The following is a 25210-nucleotide window of genomic DNA, read 5'->3' as shown; positions in this document are numbered from 1 at the left end:
TGTCGGCTCATCACATCCTGGGGCTGAAGCAGGTCCCAAGGGTATGGCTGTTCGCCATTTAAAGTGGTACGCGAGCTGGGTTTAGAACGTCGTGAGACAGTTCGGTCCCTATCTGCCGTGGGCGTTGGAAAATTGAGAGGAGCTACTCCTAGTACGAGAGGACCGGAGTGGATGTACCGCTGGTGTTCGGGTTGTCATGCCAATGGCATTGCCCGGTAGCTATGTACAGAAGAGATAACCGCTGAAAGCATCTAAGTGGGAAGCTTACCTCAAGATAAATTTTCCCTGAGGCTTTAAATGCCTCCTAAAGGGCCGTTAAAGACTATGACGTTGATAGGTCGAATGTGTAAGCGTTGTGAGACGTTTAGCTAATCGATACTAATAGCCCGTGAGGCTTAACCTCACAACACCTAACTTATTTTGACTTATTTTTTTAGTGTCTGGTGATAATAGCGCGGTGGAACCACCTGTAATCCATACCGAACTCAGAAGTGAAACGCCGTAGCGCCGATGGTAGTGTGGGGTTTCCCCATGTGAGAGTAGGAGATTACCAGGCACTATTTATTTATTTTTTCTATTATTGATCGCATCTTTTTCATTGCATTTTTCTCTAATTGACGTATTCTTTCAGCCGAAACATTATATTTATCAGCTAATTCTTGCAATGTGACTCTATTTTCTTGCTCATTTAACCAACGAGCAACTATAATTTGTTTGCTACGTTTATCTAGACAAGATAAAAGATGATTTAATTGTGTCATATCCCAATCTTTATATAGGTCATAATCCCCTTCTTCAAATTGAGAACATTTATCTTGAAGATAAAGAGTCCCCTCTTTATTCTCTTCTTCAGAAGGCATAGGATCAAAATGCATATCTTGAGCCGCCATACGAAATTCCATTTCACGAACATCTTTGCTAGAAACGCCTAACTCTTTAGCTACGGCATCTATTTCATCTTGATTAAACCAACCTAATCGTTGTTTGGCTTTACGTAGATTAAAAAATAGCTTACGTTGTGCTTTAGTTGTAGCAACTTTGACAATTCTCCAGTTACGTAATACATATTCATGAATTTCCGACTTAATCCAATGAACAGCAAAGGAGACTAAACGTACTCCTATTGCTGGATTAAATCTTCTCACTGCTTTCATTAAACCTATATTCCCTTCTTGAATAAGATCAGCTTGAGGAATACCATATCCAGAATAACTACGTGCAATATGGATAACAAAACGTAAATGAGAAAGAATTAACTGTTTTGCCGCTTCTATATCACCATGATAGTAAAGATTTTGGGATAAAGATTTTTCTTCTTCCTCCGTTAACATCGGATAAGAATTAGCCGATCTTATATAAGATTCTAAACTACCACCTTGAGTAACTAGGGCTTGTTGTGTGTCTTTAAACATCGATCAGTGCCTCTTAATAGTGATTATTGAAGTGATTGAGGAAAAAAATAATAGAAAAGACTCTTTTCAATGTTTCATTTATTTTTTTAAGTAATATTTTCTAATAGGTAATGTTGTATTCGTATTAGGATCATATTTAAAATCATATACTAAAGGGATACTATTAGGTATATTTAATTCAGAAATTTCCTCTTCATTTAATTCTTCTATTATTTGAACAATAGCGCGAATAGAATTACCATGTGCAGATATAATCACATTTTCTTTTCTTCTGATATGAGGAAAAATCACTTCTTTCCAGTAAGGTAGTACACGGTGAATGGTCATTTCTAAACTTTCAGCCAGAGGTAATTGATTTACATCTAATTTGGCATAACGAAGATCAAATCTTGGGGCGCGTTTATCATTTATATCTAATTTAGGAGGAACAGCATAAAAACTTCTTCTCCATCTATGGACTTGTTCCATTCCATATTTTTTTGCTATCTCATCCTTATTCATACCCTGTAATGCACCATAATGACGTTCATTTAATCTCCAAGATTTTTCTAATGGAACCCATACTTGATCTAACTGATCAAGTATATTCCATATACTATGAATAGCACGTTTTAATAAGGAAGTATAGGCAAAATCGAATATAAACCCTGCCTCTTTAAGTAACATTCCTGTTTTCTGTATATCAATTATACCATTTTCTGAAAGATCAATATCCGTCCAACCGGTAAAACGATTCATCTGGTTCCACTTACTTTCACCATGACGTACTAATACCATTTTAGTAATACACATTGAAGAATTCCTATATAAATTAGATTTCTATAAAATTTTTATACAATATAACAAAATTAGTTAATGTTTATTTGCATTTAAATTTCTTTACATAAGAAAGCATCCGATTTAATGGAACAAAAGCTTTTTTACGTATGTTTTCTTCTATTTTTATTTCATATTTTTCTCCACCTATATCTAAACAGGTGAATATATCTTCTAGTGTATTCATGGCCATCCAAGGACAATGAGCACAACTTTTACATGTCGCTCCTTCTCCTGTAGTAGGAGCTTCCAAAAATATTTTATTGGGGCAAGCTTTTTGCATCTTATAAAAAATTCCTCGATCAGTTGCAACAATCATCTTCTGATGAGGCAAATTTTTTGCAGCCGTAATTAATTGACTAGTAGATCCAACAACATCGGCTAAGTCCACAACAGTCTGAGGTGATTCCGGATGGACTAAAACGGCGGCATCAGGATGTAATTGTTTAATTTGTACCAAAGCTTGAGTTTTAAACTCTTCATGAACTATACATGCACTTTGCCAACAAATCATATCTGCTCCCGTTTTTTTTTGTACATAATATCCAAGATGACGATCAGGAGCCCAAATTATTTTTTCTCCGAGTCTATCTAAGTAATCGATAAGATCTACTGCAATACTAGAGGTTACAACCCAATCCGCTCTTGCTTTAACAGCAGCAGAGGTATTGGCATATACTACTACGGTACGATCTGAATGTGCTTGACAAAAAGCATTAAATTTTTCGGCTGGACAACCAATATCTAATGAACATTCTGCTTGAAGATTAGGCATTAATACTTTTTTTTCAGGATTAAGAATTTTAGCTGTTTCTCCCATAAAACGTACACCTGCTACTAATAAAGTTTGAGCTGAATGTTTTTGAGAAAAACAAGCCATTTCTAGAGAATCCGCTACACATCCACCTGTTAAATCTGCAAGTAATTGAATGTCAGGGTCGGTATAATAGTGAGCAACTACTACTGCATTATTTTTTTTTAATAATTCACTAATGGATTGTATTAACTTTATTTTTTCTTTTGAATCAAATTTTGACTGTAATATCATAAGATCAATGTAATAATTATATATTCGTTATGTATGTATAAATATATTAAAATTCATTACTATATACCATATATATTAATTATCCATATTAATTATATATATTATAAAGTAGTATCTTTAGTATCTTTATATATTAATTATATCTTATATTATTTCATATTACATACTATAAAAATAAAAAATACTTTTAGTATAAAATCATATGAATAAATATTAATAATTTTACCATTATTAAAAACTCTATACTAACTTTATAAAGTTATTAAAATAATTTATAATAAAATATTATTTATAATGTTTACTTTATACTATCATAAATAATGATTTTAGAGAGAAATAATAAAAACTAATCTTACTATAATATAGTTTAAATATCGATTTAAAAAATAAATAAAAAAAAGAATATCATTTTGTACTTTAAAAAAAGTATTCTTCTATCATTTACATGAATAAATTTAGTAACAATAAAATTTTAGGAAAAAATAATAAATGTATGAAAAAAAAGTTAAACTGATAGCTCCACATGGTTTACATCTTCGTCCTACTGCAGAATTTGTTAAAGCAGCTAAAAAATTTCGCTCAAATATTACTATTACCTCTGCAAATAACAAATGTGTTGATGCAAAGAGTTTATTTAAATTACAGACTCTTGGATTAACTTATGGTAGTATAATGACTATTACTGCTGAAGGAGAAGATGAAAAAGAAGCGGTAGAATATCTAACTCAGTTAATAGATAATCTTAAATAAATTTAAATATGATATTTTATATCTACCTCTTCTATATCTATCTCACTTCCTATCATTCAATTAATTAAGGTAATATTCTTATGATTTCAGGAATTGTAGCATCCCCTGGTATCGTTTTTGGTCAAGCCTTACTAGTTAAAGTAAGCAAAATTCTCATTAATGAGAAAAAAATTACTGCGAATCAAATTCCAAAAGAAGTCGATTCTTTTTTCCGTAATCGTGATAAAACCTCTAAACAATTAGCAATACTTATAAATAAAGTAACAAACAATTTCGGTTCAGAAAAAGCAGCAATTCTAGAAGGCCATATTTTGCTTCTTGAAGATGAAGCCTTTGAAAAAGAAATATTAACTTTAATCAAAGAAGAACTCTTTAGTGTAGATACTGCTGTTCACTCTGTCATTGAAAAACAAGCTCAGACCTTAGAATCATTAAATGATAAATATTTAAAAGAAAGAGCCGCGGATATAAGGGATATAGGAGATCGATTATTATACAACATTCTAGATATTCCTTTGGTAGATTTGAGTCTAGTTGAACAACCAAGTATTATAGTAGCTGAAGAACTAACAACATCACAAACTGCACAGATGAATATAGAGACCATATTAGGTTTTATTACAGAAAAAGGTGGTAAAACCTCACATACATCAATAATGGCACGTTCTGCAGGTATACCTGCCATAGTGGGGGTCATGAATGCTACAAAAATTATTAATAATGGGGATAATTTGATTCTGGATGCAGTGAGTAATTGTATTTATATTAATCCAGATTCGATAAAAACGGAAAAATTACGATTATTGAAAAATCAATATGCTTTAGAGGAAAAAGAATTAGATATTATCAAAACACTCCCCGCTATTACTTTAGATAATCATCAAGTTAAAATATGTGCTAATATAGGAAACTTCAGTGAAATAGATGGAGTAAAATATAGTGGAGCAGAAGGAGTAGGTTTATATCGTACCGAGTTCTTATTCATGGATAGAGATTCTTTACCTAGTGAAGAAGAACAATTTGAAATATATAAAGCTGTTGCAGAATCTATGCCTACTCACTCTATTATTATACGCACGATGGATATCGGTGGCGATAAAATATTACCTTATATGAATTTACCTAAGGAAAGTAATCCATTTCTTGGATGGAGAGCTATTCGTATAGGATTAGATCGAAAAGATATGTTGCACTCTCAACTCAGAGCTATTTTAAGAGCGTCATCTTTTGGTAAATTACGTATTATGTATCCTATGATTATTCTAGTAGAAGAAGTCCGTACATTAAAATCAGAACTAAATTTACTTAAGAAACAACTTCATGAAGAAAAAAAATCTTTTGATGAGAATATTGAAGTAGGTGTAATGATAGAAACTCCTGCAGCGGCCCTAATTGCTCATCATCTGGCTAAAGAAGTGGATTTTTTTAGTATTGGATCTAATGATTTGACTCAATATACACTAGCTGTAGACAGAGGTAATGAACTCATTTCTCATCTTTATAATCCTATGTCTCCTGCAGTATTAAATTTAATAAAAAAAGTCATTGATGCTTCTCATGCAGAAGGAAAATGGACTGGAATGTGTGGTGAATTAGCGGGAGATGAACGTGCTACATTATTGTTACTAGGTATGGGATTAGATGAATTCAGTATGAGTCCTATTGCTATACCACGCATAAAAAAAATTATACGTAGCGCTAATTATAAAGAGGTAAAATATTTAGCAGAAAAAGCACTTGTACAACCTACTATTTCAGATATATTAAATGTAATTCAACAGGAGGGATGCTGATTGTTAAAATCAGTATTTTTATAGTCATATACGAGATAGATAACAAAAAGGAAGACTAATGAATTTGTTAAAATATGATAAAAATATAGAAATTATTGCTCCTTTTTCAGGATTTCTTATAAATATTGAAGATGTTCCTGATCAAGTCTTTGCAGAAAAAATAATAGGCGATGGTATTGCCATTAGACCAGATGCCAACCAGAATATAATAATGGCTCCAATTAAAGGGAACATTATTAAAATTTTTGAAACTAATCATGCATTTTCTATTAATTCTGACGATGGAATTGAAATGATTATTCACTTTGGCATTGATACAGTACAACTCAAAGGTGAAGGATTTACTCGTATTGCCAAAGAAAATCAGAATGTTAATCAAGGCGATCCTATTATTTCTTTTAATTTTTCTCTATTAGAAAAGCGAGCCCCATCCATAATCACTCCGATAGTTATTGCTAATATGGATAAAATTAAAGAAATAGTTAAGTTTGCTGGATATGTAGTCGGTGGAAAAGATACTATAATGAGTATAAAAATTTAATGAAGAAAGTAATAAAATGAGCGGGAAACGAGATTTGAACTCGCGACCCCAACCTTGGCAAGGTTGTGCTCTACCACTGAGCTATTCCCGCAAAAATAATAAATAATTTTTTTATTTTACAGAACATAATATTGAAATCAATAAAATATTTAAAATTAATATCAATTAATTTAATAATACTAATCAAATATCAATCTATAAAAAAATTTTATTTACTAAATAAAAAATATACGATTATAATTGAATTGTCTATCTGAGAATTAAAGAGAAAAAGCGAAAAAAAAGATGCCAATCACTCTTGATGAAAATATGTATTTGCATTATTGGGGATTTGCAGTTTTTATTATTAGTGCAATTATATTATGCATATTCATGCTATTAATGAGTTTGATTCTAGGAGGAAAATCCGCGGAAACAAAATCAAAAAATTTGCCATTTGAATCCGGAGTTAATCCTGTAGAAAGGAAGAGTTTTCGATTAGCTATTAAATTTTATTTAATAGCAATGTTTTTTGTAATTTTTGAAGTAGAATCTGTCTATCTTTATGTTTGGGCGGTTGCTATCCGTGATATAGGATGGATAGGATTATTAGAATCGGCAATTTTCATTATTGTTTTATTCATTAGCTTAATATATTTAGTACGATTAGGTGGTTTGGACTGGAAATCAACGAATAATCATTCTATTATTCATTCTACTCGAAGAGAAAAAAATTAGGAGAGAAAGAATATAGATAATAAAAAGGGAATCAGATGGACTATACTCTCATCCATATCGATAGTAATAGTAAACGTTATCCTTTAAAAAAAGAAAAGACGGTAAAAGATCCATTAAAACAATCGTCTCATCATGGGATATATCTAGATAAGTTAGAACGTGCTTTACATAAAATCGTCAATTGGGGAAGAAGTAATTCACTATGGCCATATAATTTTGGTCTATCTTGTTGTTATGTTGAGATGACAACTTCCTTTACAGCAGTACATGATATAGCACGTTTTGGTTCAGAAGTTATTCGTTCTTCTCCAAGACAAGCAGATTTTATGGTTATAGCTGGCACACCATTTCTTAAAATGGCGCCCATTATTCAAAGATTATACGATCAAATCCTTGAACCCAAATGGGTGATTTCAATGGGATCATGTGCGAATTCAGGTGGAATGTATGATGTTTATTCCGTAGTGCAAGGAGTAGATAAGTTTATTCCTGTAGATATATATATTCCAGGATGTCCTCCGCGTCCTGAAGCATATATTCAGGCACTTTTATTATTAAAAGAATCCATTGCCAAAGAAAGAAGACCACTATCTTGGATAATAGGTGAACAAGGTATATATCGTGCTAATATGCAATCAGAACGAGAACGTAAACGTCAAAAACGTATCGCTGTATCTAATATACATCAGAAAAAAAAGACAACAGAAGAGATATAAAAAAAATGGATGTAATAAGGATAACTTACTATGGAAAAGGTGAGGCGACAAGATTCTCCTTTGTTCTCCACTGTTTTACAGGAGACTCCAGAAGAGGAGTCTATAATCAAGGAACTGCAATCTCATTTTGTCAATGTTAATTTTTTCATACAAAATACAAAAATTGGTTGTCCTGTAATTTGGATAGATCGAAAAAAAATACTGGATGTAATAAAATTCTTAAAAAATGTTTCTAAACCATATAATATGTTATATGACCTACATGGAATAGATGAAAGATTACGTATTCATCGTGATGGATTGCCTGACACAGATTTTACGGTTTTTTATCATCTACTCTCCATAGAAAGAAATCAAGATATCATTATTAAAGTTTTTCTCAAAGAAAATATCCTTCATGTACCAACCATTGTCAATCTTTTTCCTAATGCGAATTGGTACGAAAGAGAAGTTTGGGAAATGTTCGGAATCGTTTTTGATAATCATCCTTATTTACATCGTATTTTAATGCCACGATATTGGAAAGGTCATCCACTTCGTAAGGACTATCCTGCTCGTGCAACAGAATTCGATTCATTTATCCTCACAAAACAAAAAGAGGATATAGCTATGGAAAGTATGACGTTCCATCCCGAAGAATGGGGAATGCAATATCAAAACGAACATAACGATTTTATGTTTCTGAACTTAGGTCCTAATCATCCTTCTGTACATGGTGTTTTCCGTATTGTTTTACAGCTGGATGGGGAAGAAATCATTGATTGTGTCCCTGATATAGGATACCACCACCGTGGAGCTGAAAAAATAGCTGAAAATAAGTCTTGGCATAGTTATATTCCCTATACAGATCGCATCGACTATTTGGGAGGATGTATCAATGAGATGCCTTATATTTGTGCTATAGAAAAACTAGCTGGAATAGTTGTACCAGATCGAGTCAATATCATCCGTGTTATGTTATCTGAGTTATTTCGTATTAATAGTCATTTATTATATATTGGGACTTATATTCAAGATTTAGGTGGAATGACTCCCATTTTTTTATTATTTACGGATAGACAAAAAATCTATAATGTAATAGAAGCTATTACTGGATTTCGTATGCATCCAGCTTGGTTTCGCATTGGTGGTATAGCTAATGATTTACCCTCTGGTTGGGATACGTTATTACGTGAATGTCTGAATTGGTTACAAAAAAGATTATATATTTATGTAAAATCCGCACTGAAAAATAGTATACTTCGTAGCAGAGTAGAAGGTATCGCTGCTTATGATGCCAAATCTGCTCTAGAATGGGGAATTACAGGTGCGGCATTACGTGCAACGGGTATTAATTTTGATGTACGTAAACAAAGACCATATTCAGGATATGAAAATTTTGATTGGGAAGTTCCTATAGGAAGTGGAATCAGTGATTGTTATAGTCGAGTTATGCTTAAAGTGGAAGAAATCTATCAAAGTATGCGTATTTTAGAACAGTGTATAAATTATATGCCTTACGGTCCATTTAAGGCGAGCCATCCTCTGACTACTCCTCCTATGAAGGAAAAAACATTACAGCATATTGAAACATTAATTACCCATTTTTTACAGGTTTCATGGGGAACGATTATGCCTCCAAATGAGTCTTTTCATATGATTGAAGCGAGTAAAGGAATAAATAGTTATTATTTAATAAGTGATGGCAGTGCGATAAGTTATCGAACCCGTATTAGGACCCCAAGTTTTCCTCATTTACAACAAATTCCTTCTGTGATTAGAGGGAGTTTAATATCCGATTTAATTGCATACCTTGGTAGTATAGATTTTGTTATGTCAGATGTAGATAGATAATGATTTATGTACAATAATCAAGTAGATAAAAATTCATTCGAATCTGTTTTCAAATTAAGTCAAGCAGAACGTGATGCTATTGAACAAGAAAAAGCTCATTATGAAGATGTACGAGCTGTTGCCATAGAAGCATTAAAGATTGTACAAAAATATAGAGGATGGATTTCTGATAATGCGATTATAGCAATAGCAATGCTTTTAGATATACCTAGTAGCGATTTAGAAGAAATTGCTACGTTCTATAGTCAAATTTTCAGAAAACCCGTTGGAAGTCATATTATTCGTTACTGTGATAGCGTAGTATGTTATATTACTGGTTATCAATGTAATAAACAGTTATTGGAAAAAATGTTAGATATACAATCTGGGCAAACTACGAAAGATGGTTTATTTACGTTACTTCCTACTTGTTGTCTAGGTAACTGTGATAAATCCCCGGTTATGATGATTGATAATAAAACTTATACCAATGTGAAAATTCAAGATATTGCTCTTTTATTAGAAAAATATAAAAAAAATAAATGAAAATAATCAATACTATCAATCCAGAAACTCATCCATTAACTTGGCGATTACAAGATAATAGTCAGACTTTATGGATAAAGGAATATCAAAAAAAGAATGGTTATGTTTCTGCAAAGAAAGCACTCCAACAGTTTAAACCCGAAGAGATTATTTCGATCATAAAGGAATCAGGACTGAAAGGTAGAGGAGGGGCTGGATTTCCTACCGGTGTTAAATGGCAATTAATACAACAAAATCAATCTACATCCATTAAATATTTAGTATGTAATGCCGATGAAATGGAACCTGGTACTTATAAGGACCGTTTTTTAATGGAACGTATTCCGCATCTTCTCATAGAGGGAATCTTAATTTCTGCTTTTGCTATACAAGCTTATCGAGGATATATTTTTCTACGTGGTGAGTATATACAAGCATATAAATGTCTTAAGCAAGCAATAAACGAAGCAATGAAATATGGATTTTTAGGAAAAAATATTTTAAAAAGTGGTTTTAATTTTGAGTTATTTCTTCATACGGGAGCGGGCCGTTATATATGTGGAGAAGAAACGGCACTAATGAACGCTTTAGAAGGAAAAAGAGCTAATCCACGTGCAAAACCTCCTTTTCCTGGTCAAGTAGGGATATGGGGAAAACCGACTTGCATTAATAATGTGGAAACATTGTGTAATATTCCGGCTATTATTGAACATGGAGTTTATTGGTATAGAAATATTACGGCAGGAAAAAGTGAGGATACTGGTACGAAGCTTATGGGTTTCTCTGGTAGAGTAAACAATCCAGGTCTATGGGAATTGCCATTTGGGATTACGGCTCGCGAAATTTTAGAAGATTATGCGGGTAATATGCAAGATGGTTTGACTCTAAAGGCTTGGCAACCTGGAGGTGTAAGTACAGATTTTTTACTAAAAGATCATTTGGATTATCCCATGGATTTTAAAAATATTACACAAGCGGGTAGTAGATTAGGGACTGCTTTAGCCATTGCAGTAGATAATAAAATCAATATGGTTTCATTGACATGTAATATAGAAGAGTTTTTCTCGCGTGAATCTTGTGGATGGTGTACTCCGTGTAGAGATGGATTACCATGGATTGTTAAAATATTACGTGAATTAGAAAAAAAAATGGGAAAATCAGGAGATATAGAATTATTAGAAGAACTATGTGATATCATTGGCAATCCCTCTGCAACATTTTGTGCTCATGCTCCAGGAGCGATAGAACCTTTACAAAGTGCAATCAAATACTTTCGCTCTGAATTTGAATCCGGTATTACTATTATTAAGACGGAAAAGCAAAGTATATAATTAATTTATACATCTTAATTTGGATATCAGAATTATGGCCCTCATCTATATAGATGGTAAAAAGTATGAAGTAAATGAGTCGGATAATTTGCTAAAAATATGTTTATCACTTGGTTTGGATCTACCCTATTTCTGTTGGCATCCTGTATTGGGGAGTATTGGATCTTGTAGACAATGTGCGATTAAACAACATCAAAATATTCATGATGATTCTGGTAAAATAGTGATGGCTTGTATGTCATCGGCGATTCATGGACTTTCTATTTATATTAATAATGAGGAAATAAAACAATTTAGAAAAAATATTATAGAATTGATGATGACCAATCATCCTCATGATTGTCCAGTATGTGAAGAAGGGGGGCATTGTCACTTACAAGATATGACCGTGATGATAGGTCATAGCTCACGTCGCTACCGTTTTCCTAAACGAATTTATCGTAATCAAAATTTAGGTCCATTTATTAATCATGAAATGAATAGATGTATTACATGTTATAGGTGCGTACGCTATTATAAAGACTATGCTGATGGAAAAGATTTTGGAGTATATGGTGTTCATAATAAGATATACTTTGGTCGTTTAAATGATGGCAAATTAGAAAATGAATTTTCTGGTAATCTGATTGAAATTTGTCCTACTGGAGTCTTTACAGATAAGACGGCTTCAAAAAGATATAATCGTAAATGGGATATGAAATTTTCTCCTAGTATTTGTCAGCAATGTAGTGTAGGGTGTAATATCATTTTATGCGAGCGTGGTGGAGAATTAAAACGTATTGACAATCGTTATAATGGTGAAGTCAATCATTATTTCTTATGTGACTTAGGTCGATTTGGTTATGGTTATATGAATAATACAGACAGACCGAATAAACCTATACAAAGAAAAAAAGAAGAAGGAGAATATCTCACTCTAACTGTGGATAAAGCAATAGAACAAGCGAAAAATATATTGCGTCAATCCAAGAATATTATTGGGATTGGTTCTCCGAGAGCTAGTATGGAAAGTAATTTTGCATTACGTCAACTGGTGGGTGTAGAAAATTTTTATACAGGTATTTCTAAGAATGAACATGAGCAAATGTTATTAATACTGAATATTCTGCAAAAAGGAGGAATGTATACTCCTTCTCTCCGAGAAATAGAAAGTTATGATAGCATCTTAATATTGGGGGAAGATATTACACAGACAGGAGCACGTATGGCTTTAGCAGTAAGACAGGCTATTAAACGCAAATCTTTAGAAATCGCTTCGTCTCATGCTATTGCGGAATGGCATACTGTTGCTGCTATGAATGTGGGAAACCATACCAAATATCCTCTATTTATTACTCATATAGATCAAACAAGTTTAGATGATATTGCTACTTGGAGTTATTATGCTCCTATCGATGATCAAGCTCGTCTAGGTTTTGCAATTGCGCATCTATTAGATCATAGTTCCCCTTTGGTTCAGGGATTCGATAGGATGATGAATGATAAAATTTCCGTTATATCGCAAGCCTTATCTCATGCGAGAAAACCACTAATTATTTCTGGTAGCAGTATGGGAAGTACTGCAATTATTGCCGCCGCGGCAAATATTGCTCGCGCATTACGAATACAAGGTAAGCATGTTGGTATTAGTTTTACACTCTCTAATGTTAATAGCATGGGATTAGCATTAATTGGAGGAAATAGTATTGAAGAGGCTCTCAATGAAATTGAGAAGGGAAAAGTAGATACCTTGATTATCTTAGAAAATGATCTGTATCGCCATGCGTTAAAAGATCGTATTGATTTAGCTATTGAAAAAGTAAAGACTCTCATAGTCATTGATCATCAGAAAACGAATATTCAAGATAGAGCCGATTTAATATTATCTGCAGCTAACTCTGCAGAAAGTAGTGGTACTGTTATTAATAATGAAGGCCGTGCTCAAAGATTTTTTCAGGCATATAAACCAAATTATTATAATAATCAATTAATTCGTTTAGAGAGCTGGCGTTGGTTATATTCGCTCTTATATAAAAGCGAAGAATATTCAAGCATTAAACTGGATAAGATTATTGATGATATAGCTTTACATCTCCCTCATCTCGCGGATATTAAAAAAGTCGCCCCGAATGAAACATTTCGTATACATGGAAAAAAACTATCTAGGGCGCCTTATTGTTATAGTGGTCGTACTGCGACACATCGGAATGATATACATGAAACTCCTTTTCCTCAAGATGAGGATTCTATGTTTAATTTTTCTATGGAAGGGAATCATTCTCCTTATGCTCCACAACAATATGTTGCCTTTGCATGGGCTCCAGGATGGAATTCTCCCCAATCTTGGAATAAATTTCAAGATGAGGTAGGAGGACACCTACGATATGGGGATCCAGGTATTCGTCTATTGGATTCAAAAAATGATGTATTAGATTGGTTTAGTAATATTCCTGCGTCTTTTCATGCCTCTCAATCAATACGGGATCATAAGAATTCTTGGTATATTGTCCCATACTTGTGTTTATTTGGGAGCGAGGAAACTTCACAAAATTCTCCAGTCATTAAAAATATTATGCCAAAACCGTACTTAATAATGAATGAAATTGATGTAATGAAATTGGGATGTAAAACTGATCCCAGTAATGAAACATGGATGACTTTTCATTGGGGAGGAAAAGAAATTCATACATTACCAGTTCGTATTAGTACAAATTTAAGCACCGGACAAGTTGGATTACCCCTTGGGTTCCCGGGTCTCTCTCCTATCCTATCAGGAAGATATCTTTATATTAAAGATATCTGTTACAAACCAATTAAGAATGTGGTAGCTATTCAATGAATACCATAAGTAAATCTATTGTGACTCTTTTTATATTACTTATATGTGGAGCATATATGAGTTTTATAGAGAGGCGCTTACTTGGTCTATTTCAAAATCGTTACGGACCGAATCGCGTAGGATGGCAAGGTTTAATGCAACCGATAGCGGATATGATCAAGATTTTCTTTAAAGAAGATTGGATTCCTCCATTTTCTGAACGTGTAATATTTATTATATCACCGACTATTTCTTTTTTATCTTTTTTAATTATATTTGCCACTATACCCATTACCCCTCATTGGATAATTATTGATCTACATATTGGTGTATTATTTTTCTTGATGATGGCAGGACTTTCTGTATACTCAGTATTATTGGCTGGATGGTCAAGTAATAATAAATATGCATTACTCGGTGCTATGCGTGCTGCAGCTCAAACACTAAGTTATGAAGTTTTTATAGGTTTATCCATAATGGGCGTGGTAGCGCAATCAGGATCATTTTCTTTAAGAGATATTATTATTGCTCAAAAGGATATTTGGAATATTATTCCTCAATTTTTGGGATTTATCACGTTCTTTTTAGCCGGTATTGCTGTATGCCATCGTCATCCTTTTGATCAACCAGAGTCTGAACAAGAGTTAGCGGATGGTTATCATATTGAATACTCTGGAATGAAATTTGGGTTATTTTTTATTGGGGAATATATTGGAATAATCACCCTATCTGCTTTGATAGTCACGCTTTTTTTAGGAGGTTGGCAAGGTCCATGGCTCCCACCTATATTTTGGTTTATAATAAAAATTGCCTTATTCGTAATACTCTTTATTTTGATACGAGCCTCTCTTCCTCGTCCTCGTTATGATCATGTCATGGAATTTGGATGGAAAATTTGCTTACCTTTAACACTACTTAATTTGATGATAACTGCAATCGTAATATTATTATAAGGATTTATAAGTGGTGAGGATATTAAGAAAATTATTGATTGCCTCTGCTACAATATTACGTAGTATGTGGATAATTGGCAAACAAGCTTTTAGCAAAAGAGAAACATTGTTATATCCAGAGGAATCCGTGAATCTTAGCCCTCGCTATCGCGGAAGAATTATATTAACCCGAGATCCAGATGGGAATGAGCGTTGTGTTGCCTGTGGTTTATGTGCTGTTGTTTGTCCAGTAGGTTGTATCTCTTTGCAAAAATCGGAAAAAGAGGATGGACGTTGGTATCCCGAATCTTTCCGCATTAATTTTTCCCGATGTATATTTTGCGGATTATGTGAAGAAGCTTGTCCAACTACCGCAATACAGTTAACCCCAGATTTTGAAATGTCTGAATTTAAAAGAAAAGATTTAATCTATGAGAAAGAAGATTTATTAATTTCTGGTCCAGGTAAATATACTGACTACAATTTTTATAAAGTAAAGGGAAGACATACTCCTTCAAGCAAAGACAATGAGAGCAATACCGCCGATTCTCATCCTGTTGATGTAAGAGACCTCTTACCCTGATGGAAAAACATTATGATAGAAATCATATTTTTTTATATTGCTAGTTTGATAGCGATTATAACAACGTTAAGAGCCATCACTCACACTCAACCAGTATATGCTTTGTTATATTTAATTATTTCTTTTATTGCTATAGCATGTATATTATTCCTTTTTGGGGCCTATTTTGCAGGTTTTTTAGAAATCATCATTTATGCTGGTACCATTATGGTACTCTTTATTTTTGTGAATATGATGATTCCCACGAATAAAAAAGATAAGAGAATAATCTTCTCCGCATTAGTCAATAGACTCTCTAAAATGATTCCAATTCTCCTATTAGTTTCTATAATTATAATGTTATGTTACTCTATTTCTCAATTCACCACTATCCATTCTAGTAGTTATATTGAACATCAATGGATAGAAATAAAGAATATCTCTATCAAATTATTTGGTCCCTATTTCTTTGTAATAGAACTCGCTTCCATTCTATTGCTAAGTGGAATGATTGTAGCTTTTCATTTTGGACGCAATTATCATCCTAAAAAATAGTGTAATAATAAGAGGGATAGTAGTAAATGATTCCAATTTCACATGCTTTGGGCTTATCTGCAATTTTATTTTTTATCGGTCTTGCAGGAGTAATTTTTAGAAAAAATCTATTGTTTATCCTGCTAGGAATAGAAATCATGATGAACTCTGCGGCTTTAGCATTTGTTATAGCTGGAAATTACTGGCATCAATTAGATGGACAAATCATATTCATGATAATTATGACCTTAACCGCATCGGAGACCAGTATCGGTTTAGCTTTATTATTGTTAATGTATCGCTATAAAAAAACGTTGAATATAGATAGTATCTTTAGTGAACTTGAGAAGAAAGTATGATATCGCTACTGTATCTAACAATATTATTTCCTTTAATTGGTTTTATTCTACTAACATGTTCAAGAGTAACATGGTGGTCTGATAGATTGACTACAATAATAGGAGTAGGTAGTATAAGTTTATCAGCGATTATTACTTGTTTAGTTACATGTAATTTTTATAACGAGTATATACAACATACTTCATATCAGTTTAGTCAAATTTTATGGCAGTGGATATCTATAGAAGATTTCAGTATTACTATGGCTCTTCATCTGGATATATTATCTGTCAGTTTATTATGTTTAGTAACAGGAATTGGATTTCTAATTCATCTCTATGCTTCATGGTATATGCGTGGAGACAGAGGCTACGCTCGTTTTTTTGCATATACTAATTTATTTATAGCCAGTATGATTGTTTTGTTATTAGCCGATAATTTAGTATTTATGTATATCGGTTGGGAGATCGTTGGCCTATGCAGTTATCTCCTTATAGGTTTTTATTTCCATGATTTAAAAAACAGTATAGCCGCAACCAAAGCGTTTGTTACTACTCGTATTGGAGATGTGCTCATTATTTGTGCAATTTTTTTCCTTTATCAACAGTTTGGAACCTTAAATTTTAATGAAATGCATGCTCTATCGAACAATATGGAGGATTCTTCCTCATTGATTCTTCTTCAATATGCTACTTTTTTTCTATTAGGAGGAGCAATAGCTAAATCGGCACAGATTCCTTTACATACTTGGTTAATAGATGCAATGGTTGGTCCTACTCCGATATCGGCACTCATACATTCAGCTACTATGGTTACTGCTGGGGTATACTTAATTGTTCGTACTTACTTTTTATTTTTATTGACACCGAATGTCCTGTATTGTATTGGTATAATAGGTGCGATAACGTTATTATTATCCAGCTTCTCAGCAGTAGTGCAAAAAGACATTAAACGTATATTGGCGTATTCGACAATGAGTCAGATTGGTTATATGTTTTTAGCTATTGGGGTGAAAGCTTGGGAATCCGCTATTATACATGTAATAATTCATGCTTTTTTTAAAGCGTTGTTATTTCTTTCTGCTGGTTCTGTGATTCTTGCTTGTAATTATGAGAAAAATATTTTTAGAATGGGTGGGTTAAGAAATTCAATGCCTTTAATCTATCTCTCCTTTTTAATAGGAGGAGCCTCACTTGCGGCTTTTCCAATTTGTACGTCGGGTTTTTATTCTAAGGAAAGAATTTTACTTGCTACCGTAGCAGATGGAAAAACTATATTCCTAGTATGTGGTTTATTAGGTGCTTTTTTGACCGCTATATATATATTTCGTTTAATTTTTTTAGTATTTCATGGAGAAGAAAAGATTAGTCCTTCCTATTCTTCTAATAGAATTCAACATGATATTCCGCTGATAGTATTATTATTATTTTCTACTATTATAGGAGTATGGATACTTCCTTCTATGGAAGAAATATTTCCTAAGTGTCATTGGTTACCTGTCTCTCAAAAGAGAGGGATTGAGGTTATTTCTAGTATAATATCACTACTGGGTATCTTTTTAGCTTATAAATTATGGCTAGGAGGACCCTATCGAATAGTCTCTTATATATCGCAGAGTAGATGGGGAGGATTTATTTTATCTTTTTGGATTCAAGGATGGGGTTTAGATAGATTATATCATGCCATATTTATAAAAACGTATTTACGTATTACGCGTTTATTATCAAACGATCCCCTAACTAAACCAATACCATCCTTATTATACTTGATTAATTTCTTAGAACATTATCTAATTAAGAGTGAAATTATTCGAATAAGTGTTCATTTTATAATGATGCTGGTAGGATTAGTAATAATAACGGCATACTTACTCTTTATTGGAGTATAAAATTGGATAATCCTATTTTGATAGTTGTTTATAACGAGCTATTTGGTGGATAAATTTTATGTTATTACTCTATCTCATACTTCTGCCTTTTTTCGGTAGTATCATATGTTGTAAGAGTGAGCGTGTTGGTTCTAATATCCCACGCTGGATTGCTTTATTCGTTACAGGATTACTTTTAATTCTTACCTTATTTATATGGAAGTATTATCATGAAGCTATAATGGGGAATTATAGTTTCCCTAATTGGCCAATAGAGTATATCTTACATTGGATCCCACATTTAGGGATAAGTTTACATTTGGCTTTAGATGGATTATCATGGTTAATGATACTATTGGTTGATATTATTGGAATATTATCTGTACTTTGTTCATGGTATGAAGTTGATAGAAGTCCGGGTTTTTTTTATTGTAATTTGCTATTGGTGTTAGGAAGTGTAATTGGCGTATTTTTATCTATAGACTTGTTCTGTTTATTCTTTTTTTGGGAATTAATATTGTTCCCTATGTACTTGTTGATAACAATATGGGGATATCCGCTTTCACCTGAAAATATACGCGTTATAATAGCCAATAAATTTGTTATTTATGCCAAAATTAGTGGTTTGTTAATGTTGGTAGCAATTCTAACTTTATCTTTTATTTATTACCATTCTCATGGTGTTTTAAGTTTTAATTATGTAGATCTATTAGGTATGAATATGCCTCTGCATATTGAATTTTTTATTATGTTATTCTTTTTTTTGTCTTTTGCAATAAAATTACCTATCGTTCCTTTTCATAGTTGGCTGTCAGATGCGCATAGTCAGACTTCTATGACCGGTTCGATCGATTTAGTTGGTCTGTTGCCCAAAACGGCTGCTTATGGTATTTTACGTTTTGTTCTTCCTCTTTTTCCTCATGCTTCACATCAATTTGCACCAATTGCTATGTGGATTGGAGTGGTGTGTATTTTTTATGGAGCTTGTATAGCTTTTTCACAAACCAATATAAAACGTTTTTTAGCTTATACAACTTTATCCCATATGGGCTTTATACTCATTGCGCTATATAGTGGTAATCAAATCGCATATCAAGGCGCAATAGTATATATGATTGCGCATAGTCTTTCTATGGCCGGTCTATGTATTATATATGGGCAATTATATGACCGAGTATATACTCGAGATATGAAACGTATGGGAGGGTTATGGAATCAATTAGGATGGAGTAGTAGGCATATACCTGCATGCTCATTATTTTTCGCTACAGCGACACTAGGGATCCCTTGTACCGGTAATTTTGTGGGTGAAATAATGATATTATTTGGTAGTTTTGCATCGAATCCCTTCATTGCTGTTTTATCCACCTTAGGATTAATATTAGCATCGATTTATTCACTTGTGATGATACAGCGTATATACTATGGTCAACCTAGGAAGACTTTTTCTTTGAAAAAGACCTCCTCAAGCTCAATGGAATGGTTCCTTACCATGTCCATTATAATATTACTTATATTTATTGGAATCTTTCCTCAATATATTATTAGGATTGCTTTTGTATCAACACAGCATATCCATGCTTACCTTTCGCAAACACTACATATAGAGTGATAACTTTACATACATGTTAATATCATATCAAAACTTGATAGCATTTTTACCGTTATTGATTATTGGATTAACCATTGTTCTTTTACTATTGCATATAGCATGGAAACGCTATACTTCCTGCGTAGTCATAACTAGTATCAGTGGTCTGAGTATAGCTTTATTATTAGCATGGTTTGTTTTATATCATGTCAAAAAAATCATAGATATAACACCATTAATACGTATTGATAATATTTCCATATTATATACTTTGTTTATTATTACAGTTGCTATTACTAGCTGTATACAAGCTTATACCTGGATAAAGCATTCTGGTATAAGACAATCGGAGGAATTTTATCTATTAATACTAATAGCGACGCTAGGTGGTGTATTTTTAGTTAATGCGAATCACTTAGTATCGTTATTTATTGGGATAGAACTACTATCGTTACCTCTATTTGGTTTAATTGGATATCATCCTCAAAAAGATCGATCTCTAGAAGCCAGTATTAAGTATACATTACTCTCTGTAGTCTCTTCTTCTTTTATGTTATTCGGCATAGCATTAATATATCTAGATACCGGTCATCTGTCTTTTTCGGGTATTAGTAGAGAGGTAATAGTACTACATAGTCCATTACTCTTGATTGGAGTAGGATTAATGATGGTATGTGTCGGTTTTAAGTTATCATGGGTACCTTTTCATTTTTGGACCCCTGATGTTTACCAGTGTACTTCTACTCCGGCCTTAACGTTTCTCTCTATTGCTAGTAAAATTGCTATTTTTATAGGATTATTCCGTTTTTTTCTATATTCATCCTTATATGAAATAGAAATGCTTCGATTATTGTTATCTATCATCACGTTTATTTCCATCATTATAGGGAATATAATGGCGTTCAAGCAAACAAATATTAAACGTTTATTAGGTTACTCTTCTATTGCACATTTTGGTTATTTATTAATCGGACTAATTGCGGCTATGAAGATACCTAAATTAGATACATTAGCATTTGAAGCGATTAGCATTTATGTAATTAGTTATATTTTTTCCAATGTAGGTATATTTAGTATATTAATTTTACTCCTAGAATTGCCTATGAAAGAAAAGGATAGAATTGATACATATAAAGGATTATTTTGGAAGTATCCTAGGGTTACCATCTTATTAACGGTAATGTTATTATCTTTATCTGGTATTCCAATGACATTAGGTTTTATAGGTAAAGTATATACTATTATAATAGGTATTCATGCTGGATTATGGTGGTTAGTAGGAAGTTTAATAGTTGGTAGTTTGATTAGTTTACTATACTATTTACGCCTCATTATAATATTATATTTAAGAGATAACACCCAATTAGGAAAGAACAACATCATTACTCTTCCATCATATACTATAAATGGATTTACTGTAATTCTTTGTGCATTCTTCATTATTATATTTGGATGTTATCCTCAATCTCTTATTGATTTTATTCATGGAATTATTTAAAACAATTTTATCATTCTTTTCCACATTGCGCACGTTGTCTTAAAAGATGATCCATCAATATGATGGCAGTCATTGCCTCGGCAATGGGTATAGCTCGAATACCAACACAAGGATCATGTCTTCCTCTAGTAACGATTTCGACATTTTCCCCCTCTTTTGAGAGAGTCCTTCCAGGAATAGCAATACTAGAAGTAGGTTTTAATGCCAAATGAATGATTATTGTTTGTCCACTACTAATACCACCTAGAATACCACCAGAGTGATTACTCTGAAAACCGGATGATGTAATTTCATCCCTGTTTTCACTTCCGTATTTACTAACTACGGTGAACCCATCTCCGATTTCCACCCCTTTTACCGCATTGATACTCATTAATGCGTGTGCTAAATCCGCATCTAGACGATCAAAGACCGGTTCTCCTAATCCAGCAGGAACATTTTCAGCTAGAACTGTCACTTTAGCCCCAATAGAATCACCCGATTTTTTCAATTTTCTAATCAGTTGATCGATTAATTCTAATTGAGAGGGATCGGGACAAAAAAAGGGATTTTTTTCTATTTGATCCCAATCTTTTAATTCACATCGAATAGGACCAATTTGTGATAAAAATCCCTGTATTTTTATATTACTATGAGAAAATAAATATTTTTTAGCAATAGCACCTGCAGCTACGCGCATTGCGGTTTCTCTAGCAGAGGCACGCCCTCCACCCCGATAATCACGTATCCCATATTTTTTTTCATAACTATAATCAGCATGATTGGGTCGATATAAATTTTTTATCTCACTATAATCTTGTGAACGTTGATCAGTATTCTCTATCAGTAATCCTATACTCGTCCCCGTACTGACACCTTCAAATACCCCAGATAAAATACGTACTTGATCTGGTTCCCGTCTTTGAGTCGTATATAGAGAAAACCCTGGACGTCGTCTATTAAGCTCAATTTGTAAATCTTGTTCGTTTAAATTCATTCCAGGAGGTACTCCATCAACCACCCCCCCTAATGCGGGACCATGAGATTCACCGAAAGTCGTAACACGAAAAACTTGTCCAATACTATTACCAGCCATAATACTATTCCTTATCAAGAAAAAATTTTTAGAAGAAATTTAGAGAAAATGAGTAAACAATGAGTAAACAGGGAATATTGCTAATAGTTATAAAATTTTAAAATATTTCAGTAATTGTTGACGTGTTATCATAAAAACACCATCACCTCCATCCTTTAAATTTATCCAACAAAATGACTTTTGGGGATAACGTTGGTTCATATACAATCTACTCTCACCTACTTCACAAATCATAATTCCATCTTCTGTTAAGTAATCTACCGCATTATACAAGATTTGGTCTACTAAATTTAATCCATCTTCATCTCCTCCATACAAACTTATTTGAGGTTCGGCATAAAATTCTCTCGGTAATTCTTGTAATGATTTTTGATTGACATAAGGTGGATTAGTTAGAATCAGATCATATCTTTGCTTTTTCGGTACATTAGTAAATAAATCAGATTGAATAGGAATGACTCTATTTTCCAGATTATGTTGATAAATATTATATTTAGTAACTTCCAATACTTCAGCAGAAATATCAACAGCATCTATCTGAGCTTTTGGATAGATATAAGCACTAGCAATAGCAAGACAACCACTACCTGTACACATATCTAATATATATCTTGGTGAACATGATAGTAAATTCATGAAATTATTCCTAATAAGTTCTCCAATAGGAGAACGAGGAATACATACTCGTTCATCAATATAAAATTCTAATCCACAAAACCAAGATTTGTTAATTAAATAGGAAACCGGAATATATTGTTGAATTCGAATTCTAACTAAATCAAAAATTTTAGAACGTTCACTTAATGTCAAACGTGAACTATACATTTCACTTGGTAGATTTAATGGTAAAAACAAACTAGATAATACTAATTGTAGTGCTTCATCTACAGGATTATCGGTACCATGACCGTAATAAATATCAGATTGATTAAATTGACTAATTGTCCAACGTAATATATCTCGTATAGAGATAATTTCTTTTAGAATATCTTCTTTATTAATTTCCATTCTAATTGAATTCTTCTCGCTTTGTTATAATTTTTTCTATATCAATAAATAGAAAGTAAATGAATGAATTAATTTGTAATACCTATATATAATGATATATTGAGTGAGTCCTTTAATATTGAGAACAATAATAGTATATTACGATTATTTCCATATCATGCATATAATATTTTTTATTATATATTCAATATTAAAAATATTGAATATATATTAAATTACAATCATATACCAAAATGATTCTATTACGTATTTGAAATTCGATCCATTTGACATTCTTTTATGAAAAAAAAATTAACTATTCTTGGTAGTACAGGCTCTATTGGAATCCATACCTTAACGGTAATACAACAAAATTCTGAAAAATTTGCAGTACATGCCCTTGTAGCTGGATATAATACAGAGTTAATGACTAAGCAATGTTGGGAATTTAAACCTAAATGGGCTTCCATGGCAAGCCGTAGAGCAGCGCAACATTTAAAATTTAATTTGAATCAAATGGGATTAGCAATAAATGTTTTATTCGGGATTGAATCCGCATGCAAGCTTGCCTCTCTTGAGGAGATAGATATAGTTATGTCAGCAATAGCAGGGACAGTAGGTTTAGCACCGACTTTATCCGCTATAAAAGCAGGAAAAAGAGTGTTATTAGCTAATAAAGAATCTCTTGTGATTTGTGGACGTTTATTGATGGATGCTGTACGTATGCATAATGCGCATTTATTGCCTGTTGATAGTGAACATAATGCCATTTTTCAATGTTTACCTAAACCTGTTCAAGAAAATTTAGGCTATGCTTCTTTAAAGGATCATGGAATATCAAAAATTATATTAACTGGTTCTGGTGGACCATTCCGATTCGTACCCCTTTCTAAACTAGAAAGTATGACTCCTGAACAAGCTTTTTCCCATCCTAATTGGATTATGGGTAAAAAAATATCAGTAGATTCAGCCAGTATGATGAATAAAGGATTAGAATATATTGAAGCAAAACATCTCTTTAATGCTTCCTCTAAACAAATAAAGGTAGTATTACATCCCCAATCGATTATACATTCAATGATACATTATATTGACGGTAGTATCATGGCTCAAATGGGATTACCTGATATGCGAACACATATCGCTCATGTTATGGCTTATCCGGATCGTATCTCTATAAACATTCCTCAATTAAACTTCTATAGTTTGGATACGCTAAGTTTTGGTAAACCAGATAAAAAACGTTATCCTTGTTTATATCTTGCTATAGAAGCTAGTTTACATCAAGCCACTACAATTATTCTCAATGCTGTCAATGAAATAGCGGTATCGGCTTTTTTAAGTCAAAAAATTCGTTTTACTGATATTGCAGTAATTATTCAAGAGGTACTAGATAATTTATACTATAAAGAACCTAAAAATATAGAAGAAGTGATGTTCATTGATAATCAGGCGAGAAAAAAAGCGTTTTTATGTATTAAAAAGTTCATGTATGAAAGATGATTAAATAATCAGAAATATTTTTAAAATTAGATAGAAGAGAAGTAGTAAGTAATATTCTTTATCA

The 25210-nt window shown here is 32.6% G+C and carries 22 protein-coding genes, 1 tRNA gene and 2 rRNA genes (1 of these 25 running past the window's edge); 19 read left to right on the top strand and 6 right to left on the bottom strand.

The genetic code is table 11. The features are described 5' to 3' along the window. Together KEC37_RS02885 and rrf are read left to right on the top strand one after the other, a co-directional pair. A 23S ribosomal RNA gene (locus KEC37_RS02885) occupies positions 1 to 403 on the top strand (it extends 2524 nt beyond the left edge of the window). 36 nt (positions 404 to 439) lie between these two features. Continuing rightward, a 5S ribosomal RNA gene (rrf, locus tag KEC37_RS02880) occupies positions 440 to 556 on the top strand. 1 nt (position 557) lies between these two features. Here rrf and rpoH read toward each other — a convergent pair. The 3 genes from rpoH to nadA form a co-directional block, all read right to left on the bottom strand. Continuing rightward, positions 558 to 1412: an RNA polymerase sigma factor RpoH gene (rpoH, locus tag KEC37_RS02875; protein ID WP_223139595.1), complete on the bottom strand. Its 855-nt coding sequence runs from the start codon at positions 1410 to 1412 to the stop codon at positions 558 to 560. A 78-nt stretch (positions 1413 to 1490) separates the two neighbouring features. Further along, a complete protein-coding gene (gene gpmA / locus KEC37_RS02870; RefSeq protein WP_223139594.1) occupies positions 1491 to 2204 on the bottom strand; it encodes a 2,3-diphosphoglycerate-dependent phosphoglycerate mutase in 714 nt (237 codons plus the stop codon). Between the two features lie 67 nt (positions 2205 to 2271). Then, positions 2272 to 3276 (bottom strand): quinolinate synthase NadA, encoded by a 1005-nt coding sequence (nadA, locus tag KEC37_RS02865; RefSeq protein ID WP_223139593.1) that lies wholly within the window; start codon positions 3274 to 3276, stop codon positions 2272 to 2274. A 489-nt stretch (positions 3277 to 3765) separates the two neighbouring features. Here nadA and KEC37_RS02860 point away from each other — a divergent pair, with 489 nt between their 5' ends. The 3 genes from KEC37_RS02860 to crr all read left to right on the top strand — a co-directional run bounded on the left by KEC37_RS02860 (position 3766) and on the right by crr (position 6360). Further along, positions 3766 to 4026 (top strand): HPr family phosphocarrier protein, encoded by a 261-nt coding sequence (locus KEC37_RS02860; protein ID WP_223139592.1) that lies wholly within the window; start codon positions 3766 to 3768, stop codon positions 4024 to 4026. 80 nt (positions 4027 to 4106) lie between these two features. After that, the gene (ptsI, locus tag KEC37_RS02855; protein ID WP_223139591.1) at positions 4107 to 5819 is read left to right on the top strand and encodes a phosphoenolpyruvate-protein phosphotransferase PtsI; all 1713 of its coding nucleotides are present in this window, start codon (positions 4107 to 4109) and stop codon (positions 5817 to 5819) included. A gap of 58 nt (positions 5820 to 5877) precedes the next feature. Next, complete coding sequence (gene crr / locus KEC37_RS02850; protein WP_223139590.1) at positions 5878 to 6360, top strand: PTS glucose transporter subunit IIA; 483 nt, start codon at positions 5878 to 5880, stop codon at positions 6358 to 6360. Between the two features lie 19 nt (positions 6361 to 6379). Here the strand turns inward: crr and KEC37_RS02845 are convergent. Next, a tRNA-Gly gene (locus KEC37_RS02845) sits at positions 6380 to 6451 on the bottom strand. A 194-nt stretch (positions 6452 to 6645) separates the two neighbouring features. Between KEC37_RS02845 and ndhC the strand changes: the two genes are divergently transcribed. The 13 genes from ndhC (at position 6646) to KEC37_RS02780 (ending at position 21581) form a co-directional block, all read left to right on the top strand. Next, the gene (gene ndhC, locus KEC37_RS02840) at positions 6646 to 7077 is read left to right on the top strand and encodes an NADH-quinone oxidoreductase subunit A (RefSeq protein WP_223139589.1); all 432 of its coding nucleotides are present in this window, start codon (positions 6646 to 6648) and stop codon (positions 7075 to 7077) included. A gap of 35 nt (positions 7078 to 7112) precedes the next feature. Beyond that, positions 7113 to 7793: an NADH-quinone oxidoreductase subunit B gene (locus KEC37_RS02835; RefSeq protein WP_223139588.1), complete on the top strand. Its 681-nt coding sequence runs from the start codon at positions 7113 to 7115 to the stop codon at positions 7791 to 7793. Between the two features lie 30 nt (positions 7794 to 7823). Continuing rightward, the gene (nuoC, locus tag KEC37_RS02830; protein ID WP_223138619.1) at positions 7824 to 9626 is read left to right on the top strand and encodes an NADH-quinone oxidoreductase subunit C/D; all 1803 of its coding nucleotides are present in this window, start codon (positions 7824 to 7826) and stop codon (positions 9624 to 9626) included. 6 nt (positions 9627 to 9632) lie between these two features. After that, positions 9633 to 10151 (top strand): NADH-quinone oxidoreductase subunit NuoE, encoded by a 519-nt coding sequence (gene nuoE, locus KEC37_RS02825; protein ID WP_223139106.1) that lies wholly within the window; start codon positions 9633 to 9635, stop codon positions 10149 to 10151. Beyond that, positions 10148 to 11461 carry an NADH-quinone oxidoreductase subunit NuoF gene (gene nuoF / locus KEC37_RS02820; RefSeq protein ID WP_223139587.1) on the top strand — a complete coding sequence of 438 codons (1314 nt, stop codon included), beginning with the start codon at positions 10148 to 10150 and terminating at the stop codon, positions 11459 to 11461. Before nuoE ends, nuoF begins: the two co-directional genes overlap by 4 nt. Positions 11462 to 11495: 34 nt before the next feature. Continuing rightward, positions 11496 to 14279 (top strand): NADH-quinone oxidoreductase subunit NuoG, encoded by a 2784-nt coding sequence (gene nuoG / locus KEC37_RS02815; protein ID WP_223139586.1) that lies wholly within the window; start codon positions 11496 to 11498, stop codon positions 14277 to 14279. Next, positions 14276 to 15211: an NADH-quinone oxidoreductase subunit NuoH gene (gene nuoH / locus KEC37_RS02810; protein WP_223139585.1), complete on the top strand. Its 936-nt coding sequence runs from the start codon at positions 14276 to 14278 to the stop codon at positions 15209 to 15211. The genes nuoG and nuoH overlap by 4 nt, the downstream gene beginning before the upstream one ends. A gap of 64 nt (positions 15212 to 15275) precedes the next feature. Next, complete coding sequence (gene nuoI, locus KEC37_RS02805) at positions 15276 to 15773, top strand: NADH-quinone oxidoreductase subunit NuoI (protein WP_223139810.1); 498 nt, start codon at positions 15276 to 15278, stop codon at positions 15771 to 15773. A 12-nt stretch (positions 15774 to 15785) separates the two neighbouring features. Beyond that, a complete protein-coding gene (gene nuoJ / locus KEC37_RS02800; protein WP_223139584.1) occupies positions 15786 to 16307 on the top strand; it encodes an NADH-quinone oxidoreductase subunit J in 522 nt (173 codons plus the stop codon). A gap of 26 nt (positions 16308 to 16333) precedes the next feature. Next, positions 16334 to 16645 carry an NADH-quinone oxidoreductase subunit NuoK gene (gene nuoK / locus KEC37_RS02795; RefSeq protein WP_223139583.1) on the top strand — a complete coding sequence of 104 codons (312 nt, stop codon included), beginning with the start codon at positions 16334 to 16336 and terminating at the stop codon, positions 16643 to 16645. Next, positions 16645 to 18513: an NADH-quinone oxidoreductase subunit L gene (nuoL, locus tag KEC37_RS02790; protein ID WP_223139809.1), complete on the top strand. Its 1869-nt coding sequence runs from the start codon at positions 16645 to 16647 to the stop codon at positions 18511 to 18513. The genes nuoK and nuoL overlap by 1 nt, the downstream gene beginning before the upstream one ends. Before the next feature lie 58 nt (positions 18514 to 18571). Further along, a complete protein-coding gene (gene nuoM, locus KEC37_RS02785; protein WP_223139582.1) occupies positions 18572 to 20104 on the top strand; it encodes an NADH-quinone oxidoreductase subunit M in 1533 nt (510 codons plus the stop codon). A gap of 13 nt (positions 20105 to 20117) precedes the next feature. Next, positions 20118 to 21581, top strand: a complete 1464-nt coding sequence (locus KEC37_RS02780) for an NADH-quinone oxidoreductase subunit N (RefSeq protein WP_223139581.1) — start codon at positions 20118 to 20120, stop codon at positions 21579 to 21581. A gap of 10 nt (positions 21582 to 21591) precedes the next feature. On the opposite strand, the gene aroC is transcribed toward KEC37_RS02780, so the two are convergent. Together aroC and prmB are read right to left on the bottom strand one after the other, a co-directional pair. Then, positions 21592 to 22656, bottom strand: a complete 1065-nt coding sequence (gene aroC, locus KEC37_RS02775; RefSeq protein WP_223139099.1) for a chorismate synthase — start codon at positions 22654 to 22656, stop codon at positions 21592 to 21594. An 87-nt stretch (positions 22657 to 22743) separates the two neighbouring features. Further along, a complete protein-coding gene (gene prmB / locus KEC37_RS02770) occupies positions 22744 to 23664 on the bottom strand; it encodes a 50S ribosomal protein L3 N(5)-glutamine methyltransferase (RefSeq protein ID WP_223139580.1) in 921 nt (306 codons plus the stop codon). A 279-nt stretch (positions 23665 to 23943) separates the two neighbouring features. Between prmB and ispC the strand changes: the two genes are divergently transcribed. Next, positions 23944 to 25146, top strand: a complete 1203-nt coding sequence (gene ispC, locus KEC37_RS02765; RefSeq protein ID WP_223139579.1) for a 1-deoxy-D-xylulose-5-phosphate reductoisomerase — start codon at positions 23944 to 23946, stop codon at positions 25144 to 25146. Positions 25147 to 25210 lie beyond the last annotated feature (64 nt).

Origin of the sequence: Candidatus Schneideria nysicola (genome assembly GCF_019923565.1) — a bacterium.
Lineage (GTDB): Bacteria > Pseudomonadota > Gammaproteobacteria > Enterobacterales > Enterobacteriaceae > Schneideria > Schneideria nysicola.
The sequence above is the reverse complement of the archived record's forward strand: the minus strand, read 5'-3'. Positions and strand labels throughout refer to the sequence as shown.